At 70.6% G+C, this 10,094-nt stretch carries 4 protein-coding genes and 1 pseudogene; 2 read left to right on the forward strand and 3 right to left on the reverse strand.

The genetic code is table 11. The features are described 5' to 3' along the window. Positions 1-11 precede the first annotated feature (11 nt). The 3 genes from ACVTJA_RS25445 to gltB form a co-directional block, all read right to left on the reverse strand. Positions 12-2,846, reverse strand: coding sequence for an ELWxxDGT repeat protein (locus tag ACVTJA_RS25445; protein WP_465839888.1), 2,835 nt, complete (start codon positions 2,844-2,846; stop codon positions 12-14). Between the two features lie 212 nt (positions 2,847-3,058). Further along, the gene (locus tag ACVTJA_RS25450) at positions 3,059-4,519 is read right to left on the reverse strand and encodes a glutamate synthase subunit beta (protein WP_465839890.1); all 1,461 of its coding nucleotides are present in this window, start codon (positions 4,517-4,519) and stop codon (positions 3,059-3,061) included. 2 nt (positions 4,520-4,521) lie between these two features. Then, entirely contained in the window at positions 4,522-9,093 is a 4,572-nt protein-coding gene (gene gltB, locus ACVTJA_RS25455; protein WP_465839891.1) for a glutamate synthase large subunit, read from the reverse strand. A gap of 398 nt (positions 9,094-9,491) precedes the next feature. Here gltB and ACVTJA_RS25460 point away from each other — a divergent pair. Next, a pseudogene (locus ACVTJA_RS25460) lies at positions 9,492-9,605 on the forward strand (7,8-dihydro-8-oxoguanine triphosphatase); the annotation flags it as partial. 263 nt (positions 9,606-9,868) lie between these two features. Beyond that, complete coding sequence (locus ACVTJA_RS25465; protein ID WP_465839893.1) at positions 9,869-10,069, forward strand: hypothetical protein; 201 nt, start codon at positions 9,869-9,871, stop codon at positions 10,067-10,069. Positions 10,070-10,094 lie beyond the last annotated feature (25 nt).

Below are 10,094 nucleotides of genomic sequence, written 5' to 3' on the forward strand. Positions count from 1 at the left end.
TTCCCGGGGACTCAGCCACCCGAGGGCATGTCGAGCACCCACCACTCGATTCCGTGCGCGCCGTCATCGGCGAGGAAGAAAACGCGTGAGCCGGCACGCGTGAAGAAGTAGGGCAGCGCGCCGAGCCGTCCCGGTGCCAGTTCCTGTCTCGGCTGGGTGCCGGCCCAGGTGCCATCGGTGCGCCACAGCTCCGAGCCGTGCTCGCCGTCGTCCGCGTGCAGCAGCGCCAGTCCGCCGACGTCCGTCATCCACCGGGGGTCCGAGTGCGCCGGGCCGGGACGGAGGTCTCTCAGCAGGGCCGTGCCGCCCGCCGTCCCATTCGAGCGCCACGGCTCATGTCCGTGCACGCCGTCATCGGCGCTGAAGAGGACGGTGGAGCCCAGGGCTCCGAACCAGCCGGGGTACGAGCCCTCCGGTCCGGGCCGCACGTCCGCGAGGAGCGAGGTGCCACCGGGCGTGCCGTCGGTGAGCCACGGCTCGCGGCCGTTCATCAAGTCCGTCGCCGCGAAGTAGACGCGGTTGCCCACCACGGTGAAACCATCCGGGACGGAGCTGCCCTCGCCGGGCTGGATGTCGTTCAGCAGCAGGGTGCCGGCCTCGGTGCCGTCGCTGACATAGGGCTCGTTGCCATGCTCCAGGTCTCCGGCGGAGAAGATGACGCGCGTCCCGAGCGCGGTGAGGCCGCGAGGGAAGGAACCACCGAGCCCCGGCACGAGGTCCTTCACGAGCCGCGTGCCATCGGTGGTGCCGTCGCTGACGCCGAGCTCCCAGCCTTCATCCGCGAAGAAGCCGGCGAAGAACAGCCGTTCCCCCGCGACGAGCAGATGGCCTCGCAAGCCATCCTCCGGGCCCGGGCGGAGGTCCTTCACGAGGAACGTGCCCTCGGTGGTGCCGTCGGTGCGCCACAGCTCCTCGCCGTGGATGCCATCGGTGGCGGTGAAGTACGCGATGCTGCCCATCACCACTGGCGAGCCGAAGGAAGCGCTGTCCTCCAAGCCCGGGTGGATGTCCTTCACGAGCACGGTGCCCGCGCGAGTCCCATCGGTGCGCCACAGCTCGCGGCCCGCGATGCCGTCGTCAGCAAAGAAGAGGATGTGCGAGCCGAGGACGACGAACTGTGAGGGCTCCGAGCCCGCGGGCCCCGGACGGAGGTCCTTCAGGAGGACGGTGCCCTCGGGAGTGCCATCGGTGAGCCAGGGCTCCTGGCCGACGCTGCCGTCATCCGCGTCGAAGAAGAGCACGCCACCCCGAGACGTCCACGAGGAGGTGGACGGAGGGAGGGAACCGGGGCGCAGGTCCTGCACCAGGCGGGCGTGGTCCACGTCCCACTGCGCGGTGGCCTCAGCGGAGACAGTTGCCGTGCTGAAGAGCAGGCGCGCGGGGAGCTGGATGACGTCGCCAGGGAAGTGGAGGGCCCAGAGCTCGTCGCCGGTGTCGCGGTGGGTCGCGTTGAAGAACAGCCGTCCGCCGCTCACTGTGAATCCATGCGCCGAAGAGGAGAGCGCGCCGCCAGCGATGTCCCGGATGCGTGAGGTGGTTCCGGCATGGCCGGTGCTTGTCCACGGCTCGTGTCCCTTGCCGGGCTCACGGGCGGCGAAGAAGAGCCGGCCCTTCTGCGCACGCAGGAACGCGAGCGCCGAGCCCTCCGGTCCGGGAGTGATGTCCTTGACGAGCACGGTGCCCCCGGGCGTGCCGTCGCTGCGCCACAGCTCGTCGCCATAATCGGGAGACCAAGCGGAGAAGCAGAGGAGGTTGCCCACCGCCGTGAGCTCGCGAGGATTGGAGCCGGCCGCACCCGGTGCGATGTCCGAGATGCGGTACGTGCCGTCGTGAGTCCCATCGCTGCGCCACAGTTCGTCACCGTCCTCTGGGGTACTGGAGACGAAGAAGAGGAGCTCGCGTGCGGAGGTGGGGCGCGGGTCGCTGTCGAGCGTGGGCCGTCCGAGGTTCGCGAGCCGCACCGTTCCATTCGCGGTGCCGTCGCTCTTCCACAGCGACAGGGACGCAGGGGTGAGCTGGGTGACGTCATCGTCATTCGACTCGAGCTGGACGAAGAAGAAGAGCCGCCCCGAAACATCCGTGAGGCCCAGCGGCCGGCTGATGAAGCCGGTGGGAGCTTCCAACTCGCGAACGGGAAGGGTGCCCTCCGGAGTGCCGTTGCTCTTCCAGAGTGTGCGGTCGACGAAGAAGTAGAGCCGTCCACCCGACACGGTGAGGTGCGAGGGATACGAGCCCGAGCCACCGGAAGCGAGGTCCTTCACCAGCCGGGTGCCTGCGGCCGTGCCGTCCGTGCGCCACAGCTCGACGCCGGAGTTGCCGTCACTGGCGACGAAGTAGAGGACGTTTCCGAGGGCGGTCAGGTCCCGAGGGCCCGAGCTGGAAGGACCGGGGCGCAGGTCGATGACGAGCGAGGTTCCGGAGGGTTTGCCATTGCTACGCCACAGCTCGTCGCCGTGCTCGCCGTCATTGGCGATGAAGAAGAGACTGCCGCCGACAGCGGTGAGGTCATGGGGCTCCGAGCCCAGCGGGCCGGGACGGATGTCCTTCACCATGAAGGTGCCGGAGTCCGTGCCGTCGCTCTTCCACAGTTCCGTGCCGCGCGAGAGGTCCGTGGCGCCGAAGAGGAGGGTGCCCGCGACATCGGTCAGCTCGTAGGGCGCGGCGCTGAGCCGGCCTCCCGCGATGTCGTCCACGGAGTACGGAGCGCTGGACATGAGCGCGGAGTCGCCGTGCCCGAGGTCGGCGTCATCCGGGAGGAGCGCAGGCGCGGAGAGGGAGCCATCACAGGCGATGGCGCCCACGAGACAGAGCAGGAGGAGACAGGGGCGGACAGGCTGCGAAGCCATGGAGGGCACCGTCCTTCGCGCCGGAGAACGCACGCGGGTGGGGCGCCAAAGCTGGGCTCAATTCGCTGGCCGGATAGCCTCCCCCGAGGGCAGCAGCCGTGCGTCCTCGACGACACACGCAGCGCCGTCCGGCCGCTGGCGTAGCACCTGCCATCCAGCAGCCGTCAACGGAGAGGGAGAGCGCGAACGGTGAAGCCTACTCTCGTCCGCGTTCAGAACGCGCAGTCCGCGCCCTTGCTGGGAAGCGCCGACCGCCCACCGGAGAGGTACGCGTCCACGGACTTCGCGGCCTCTCGTCCGTCCGAGAGCGCCCAGACGATGAGGCTCGCACCGCGGCTCGCGTCACCCGCGCAGAACACTCCGTCCGCTGTCGTCGCGAAGCGCGCGTCCACCTGCACGGTGCCTCGTGGCGTGAGCTTCACGCCCAGCTCCTCCGACAGCGTCCCCGGCTCCGGCCCCGTGAAGCCCATGGCCAGCACGAGCAGGTCCACCTCCAGCGTCGACTCCGTGCCCGGCAGCTCCACCATGCGCGGCAGGGCTCCAGGCTCGCGGTGGAGCTCCACCTGCACTGCTTGCAGCGCCTGAAGCCTTCCATCCGTTCCGCTCAGCCGCTTCGTCAGCAGTCCGAAGGAGCGCTCGCCGCCCTCCTCCTGGCTCGACGACGTGCGGAACACCACCGGCCACTTCGGCCACGGATTGCCCGCCGCGCGCATGGCCGGGGGCGCGGGCAAGAGCTCCACCTGCACCACGCTCTTCGCGCCCTGCCGCAGCGCCGTGCCCAGGCAGTCCGAGCCCGTGTCACCGCCGCCCAGAATCACCACCCGCCGCCCCGCCGCGTCCAGGCGCGCGTCCCTCTCGCCCTGGCCCGCCACGAGCCGGTTCTGGTGCTCCAGGTACTCCATCGCCTGCACCACGCCGGACAGCTCGCGCCCCGGCACCTCCAGCTCCCTCGGCCTGCGCGCGCCCATCGCCAGCACCAGCGCATCGTGCTTCGCGCGCAGCTCGCGGAAGCTCAGCGCACCGCCGACATCGACGCCGCTGACGAAGGTGATGCCCTCCGCCTCCATCACCGCGAGCCGCCGGTCCAGCACCGACTTCTCCAGCTTGAAGTCCGGGATGCCGTAGCGCAGCAGCCCGCCCGGCTTCGCGTCCCGCTCGTACACGGTGACGCTGTGTCCCGCCGCGTTGAGCTGCGCCGCCGCCGCCAGGCCCGCGGGCCCCGAGCCCACCACGCCCACGCTGCGTCCCGTGCGCCGCGCGGGCGGTCTCGGCTTCACCCAGCCTTCCGTGAAGGCCCGCTCGGCAATCTCCTTCTCCATCTGCTCAATCGTCACCGCGTCCCGGTCGATGGCCAGCACGCACGCCGCCTCGCACGGTGCGGGGCACAGCCGGCCCGTCATCTCCGGGAAGCCGTTGGTGCGGCTGAGCAGCTCGTATGCCTCGCGCCAGCGTCCCCGGTACACGGCCTCGTTGAAGTCGGGGATGAGGTTCCCCAACGGACAACCCTGGTGGCAGAAGGGCACGCCACAGTCCATGCACCGGCCCGCCTGGCGCCTGGCCTCCTCGGGCGCCAGCGGCAGGGCGAACTCCTTCCAGTCCCCTACGCGCTCCTGCTTGTCCCGCTTGTGCGCGTGGACGCGCGGCCACTCCATGAATCCCGTCGGCTTTCCCATGGTCAGGCCCTCCCGCCCGAGCTGGCCGTCTGCTGAAGCTGCTCAGTGATTGCTTCCATGGGCTTGCGCGCCGCGCGCCGCGCCTGGAGCACGCGCTTGTAGTCCGTGGGCATCACCTTCACGAACCGCGGCACCATCAGCTCCCAGTTGTCCAGCACCCGCCTCGCCAGCGCGCTGCCCGTGTGGCGGTGGTGTCGCTCCACCATGCCGTGCACGAGCCAGATTTCCGACTCGTCCACCAGCGACTCCAGCTCCACCATCTCCAGGTTGCAGCGCTGCCGGAAGGACAGCTCGCGGTCCAACACGTACGCCGTGCCGCCGCTCATGCCCGCCGCGAAGTTGCGGCCGGTGGGGCCGAGCACCACCACCACGCCGCCCGTCATGTACTCGCAGCCGTGGTCGCCCACGCCTTCCACCACCGCCTGCGCGCCGCTGTTGCGCACCGCGAAACGCTCACCCGCGAGCCCTCGCAGGTACACCTCGCCGCCGGTGGCGCCGTAGAGGGCCGTGTTGCCCACCAGCACGTTCTCCTCCGCCACGAAGCGGCTGCCCTGCGGCGGGTAGACGATGATGCGCCCGCCGGACAGGCCCTTGCCGACGTAGTCGTTGGCATCGCCCTCCAGCTCCAGCGTCACGCCCGCCACCAGGAACGCGCCGAAGCTCTGTCCCGCCGAGCCCTTCATCTTCACGTGGATGCGCCCGTCCGGAAGGCCCCGGCCGCCGTGCCGCCGTGCAATCTCGCCCGACAGCATGGCGCCCACCGCGCGGTGCGTGTTGCTCACCGGCTGCGTCAACAACAGCGGCGGCCCGCCATCCAGCACGTGGCTCGAGGCCTTGAGCAGCGTGTGGTCCAGGTGGTCCGACACGTCCTTGCGCCACGGCTGCGTGCAGTGGCGCGGCTCGCTGGCCGGCGCCGCGGGCGCCGTCAGCATCGCGGACAAATCCAGGCGCTTCGCCTTCCAGTGGTCCACCGCCGGCCGCTGGCGCAGCAGGTCCACGCGGCCCACCAGCTCCTCCACCGTGCGCGCGCCCAGCGCGGCCATCTTCTTGCGCAGGTCCTCCGCGACGAGGAGGAAGAAGTTCACCACGTCCTCGGGCCGGCCCTGGAAGCGGCCGCGCAGCTCCGGGTCCTGCGTGGCGATGCCGGCCGAGCAGGTGTTGAGGTGGCACTTGCGCAGCATGATGCAGCCCACCGCCACGAGGCTCGCGGTGGCCATGCCGAACTCCTCGGCGCCCAGCAGCGTGGCCACCAGCACGTCGCGCGCGGTGCGCAGGCCGCCGTCCACCTGCACGCGGATGCGCGAGCGCAGGCCGTTGTGCACCAGCACCTGCTGCGTCTCCGCAAGCCCCAGCTCCCACGGCAGGCCCGCGTGCTGGAGGCTCGACAGCGGCGAGGCGCCCGTGCCGCCCTCGTAGCCGGAGATGACCACCGCGCCCGCGCCCGCCTTCGCCACGCCCGCGGCGATGGTGCCCACGCCCACCTCGCTCACCAGCTTCACACTGACGCGCGAGGACGCGTTCACGGACTGCAGGTCGTAGATGAGCTGCGCCAGGTCCTCGATGGAGTAGATGTCGTGGTGCGGGGGAGGGGAGATGAGCGTCACGCCCGGCGTGGACCACCGCACGCGCGCAATCCGCTCGTCCACCTTGTGCCCGGGGAGCTGGCCGCCCTCGCCAGGCTTCGCGCCCTGCGCAATCTTGATTTGGAGCTCGTCCGCGTTGACGAGGTACTCGGTGGTGACGCCGAAGCGCGCGCTCGCCACCTGCTTGATGGCGCTGCGGCGCGAATCACCGTTCTCGTCCGGCGTGTAGCGCCGCGACTCCTCGCCACCCTCGCCGCTATTGGAGCGCCCGCCCAGCCGGTTCATGGCAATGGCCAGCGTCTCGTGCGCCTCGGCGCTGATGGAGCCGAAGGACATGGCTCCGGTGACGAAGCGGCGTGCAATCGACAGCGCCGGCTCCACCTCTTCGAGCGGTACCGGCGTGCGGCCCTCCGTCACGACGTCCATCAGCCCGCGCAGGTTGCAGTGCTCGCGCGTCTCATCGTCCGCCAGCCGCGAGTACTCCGCGAACTGCACCGGGTCATTGCCGCGCACCGCCGCCTGCAGCTTCGCAATCGTGGACGGGTTCCACTTGTGGCGCTCACCCAGGCGGCGCCACCGGAACTGGCCGCCCACGGGCAGCATGCCGGCCTCCGCGTCCGCCTCCGCGCCGAAGCCGCGCACGTGGCGCTCGCGCACTTCGCGCCCGAGCTCCGGCAGGCCCACGCCCTCCACGCGCGAGGACGTGCCGGTGAAGTGCCGCTCCACCAGCGAGCGTTGAAGCCCCACCGCCTCGAAGAGCTGCGCGCCCCGGTAGGACTGGAGCGTGGAGATGCCCATCTTCGACATCACCTTCAGGAGGCCTTCCTCCAAGGCGTGGATGAAGCGCTCCTGCGCCTTCTCCGCGTCCACCGCCAGCTCGCCCGCGTCCGCCATGGCGCGCAGCGTGTCCAGCGCGAGGTACGGATTCACCGCCGCCGCGCCGTAGGCGAAGAGGCAGGCGAAGTGGTGCACCTCGCGCGCCTCGGCCGTCTCCAGCAGCAGGCCCGTGTACATGCGGATGCCGTCGCGCACGAGCCGCTGGTGCACGGCGGACATGGCGAGCAGCGCGGGAATCGCCGCGTGCGCCGCGTCCACGCCACGGTCGCTCAACAGCAGGATGCTCGCGCCCGAGTCCACCGCGTCCACGGCCGCGGTACAGAGCTTCTCCACCGCGGCCTCGAGAGCTCCCTCGCCGCCGTCCACCGGGTAGAGGAGGGAGAGGCGCTTCGTCTCGAAGAGGCCCTCACCGTGGATGGTGCTCAGCCGCGCGAGCTGTCCGTTGGTGAGGATGGGGCCCGGCAGCGACAGGCGGTGGCACTGCTCCGGCGTCTCCTCGAAGGTGTTGCTCTCCGGGCCCAGGGCGGTGGCCAGCGTCATCACCAGCGACTCGCGCAGCGGGTCGATGGGCGGGTTCGTCACCTGCGCGAAGAGCTGGTGGAAGTACGAGAAGAGGCTCGGGGCCTGGTCGCTCAGCACCGCCAGCGGCGTGTCCGTGCCCATGGAGCCCACCGGCTCCTTGCCCGTCTCCGCCATGGGCGTGAGCACCGAGCGCACGTCCTCGGCGGTGAAGCCGAAGGCGCGCTGGAGCCGCCACAGCTCCTCGCCGCGCAGCCGCTCCGGGGCGGTGACGGTGGGGAGGTCATCGAAGGTGTAGACGTTGCGCTCCAGCCACTTGCGGTAGGGCCAGCGCGTGGTGATGTCGCGCTTGACGTCCTCGTCCTCGAGGATGCGCCCCTCGACGGTGTCCACCAGCAGCATGCGGCCCGGCGTCAGGCGCCCCTTGCGGCGAATCTGCGAGGGCGGCACGTCGATGACGCCCGTCTCCGACGCGAGGATGATGCGGTCATCCTCCGTGACGAGGTAGCGCGCCGGACGCAGGCCGTTGCGGTCCAGCGTGGCGCCGATGAGCTGCCCGTCGGTGAAGGCAATCGCCGCCGGCCCGTCCCACGGCTCCAGCAGGGCGGAGGAGTACTCGTAGAAGGCGCGGCGCTCGTCGGCCATCAGCGCGTCGCCCTCCCACGCCTCCGGAATCATCATCATCAGCGCGTGCGGCAGCGTGCGGCCGCCCAGGTAGAGCAGCTCCACCATGTTGTCGAACTGCGCCGAGTCGCTCTTGCCGGGGACGATGACGGGTTGGAGCGGCTCCAGGCTGCCGCCCAGGCGCGCCGTCTGGAGCAGCCCGCGCCGCGCCGTCATCCAGTTGCGGTTGCCACGAAGTGTATTGATTTCGCCGTTGTGCGCGATGAAGCGGAACGGCTGCGCCAGCTCCCACGTGGGGAAGGTGTTGGTGGAGAAGCGCGAGTGCACCAGCGCCAGTGCGCTGATGAAGTCCGGCTGCTGCAGGTCCGCGTAGAAGCGCGGCAGGTCCACCGGCAGCATCAGCCCCTTGTAGATGAGCGTCTCCGACGAGAGGGACGCGACGTGGAAGAGCCCCTTCGGGTCCACGCCGCGGTCGCGCACGCGGTTCTCCGTCAGCTTGCGGATGCGGTACAGCTTGCGCTCGAAGGCGCTGGGCACCACGCGGCGCCGGGAGATGAAGAGCTGCCGGATGACGGGCGCGGCCTCGCGCGCCAGGGGACCCAGGTGCTCCGGGTCCACGGGTACGTCGCGCCAGCCGAGGACGCGTTGACCTTCCTCCGCGACCACCTGCTCAAAGGCCTCCTCGCACGCGGCGCGCGCCACGGGCTCGGGCGGGAGGAAGACCTGCGCGACACCGTAGTGCCGGCGCGCAGGCAGCTCGAAGCCGAGCTCCGGGACGACGCGCTCGAAGTAGCGGTGGGGGAGCTGCACCAGGATGCCGGCGCCATCTCCTGTTCGAGGGTCCCTCCCAGCGGCGGCGCGGTGGCTCAGCCGATTGAGCAGCTCGAGGGCGTCCTCAACGATGCCTCGGGAGCGCTCGCCGCGAATGTGGGCCACGAAGCCCACACCGCAGGCGTCATGCTCGGTCTCGGGCTCATAGAGGCCGTACCGGCCGGGGAGGATTGCGGACATCAACTTCCCCCATTCCCGCCAACGCGGGAGGTTATGTGTGTGACGCAGGATGCTAACGCGTCGCGTTGCCAAATGGCAGCCCTCGGCGAGTTTTGGAGGGTTCGCCAGAGGGGCTGTCCGACACTCCGGGACAGGGAGCCGTCGGTTTCCAGGCAGCCGCTTGGCCCTGGAGGACGAGCGTCCCGTGACACGGGGCGGCGCTCGGAAGCCAGGGTGATGACGCGGAGCATGGGGGAGGGAACGAGGGTGGCGCGGCCTTTTGTTTCAGGCAGGCACGCCAGCAGCCGCTGTACCGCCAGGGCCCGTCACCCCGGTCGGGCGCGCGGGACTGCTGGTGCGGTGCGGCACTTTGTTCTACGCAGGCGCGCCACCGTCCCACTCCCTCGCCAGAGCCCGTCATGCCCTACACGCCCATCATCGGCACGCTCGGCTACGTCATGTCGCCGGACCGTCAGCGGGTGCTGCTCATCCACCGCAACGCGCGGCCGGAGGACGCGCACTACGGCAAGTACAAGAGGGCCCAAGTTCGCCCGGTGCCGCCCGGCACCGCGTAGCGCCGCCCCAGAGTGATGGGCGGGCAGGTACGCGCCGCCACGCATCGCCACGCGTCGCCCTAATCCAGCAGGGGCGGGACACTGATGGGACGCCGGAGCCGGACCCCGTCGAGTCCTTCCGAGCCACCGTTCCGCCCCGCGTGGAGTGCCCGGACTGTGCCGGCCGGCAGCGGGCGTGCGCGAGGCACGCCCTGGAGTCGGCCCTCAGCATCTCCGATGTGATGACGGACGCCTTCCGGGAGCAGACTCCGAAGGCGATTGAGGCCGAGCGCGTCCCCCGCCTGGAGCTGGCGCTCCGGCTGGTGCGAGACGTGGTGCGGGCCAACGCCGACTCCTTTGGTGAGCAGGCCGCCTTGCCGGGTGCCGTCCTCCAGGGGCTCGCGCTTCAGGTGGATGCGCTGATTCGCGAGGTGCTCCGGTGATGGCTTGCACCTCTACGGTTGACGT

This window comes from Pyxidicoccus sp. M6, from assembly GCF_055568925.1.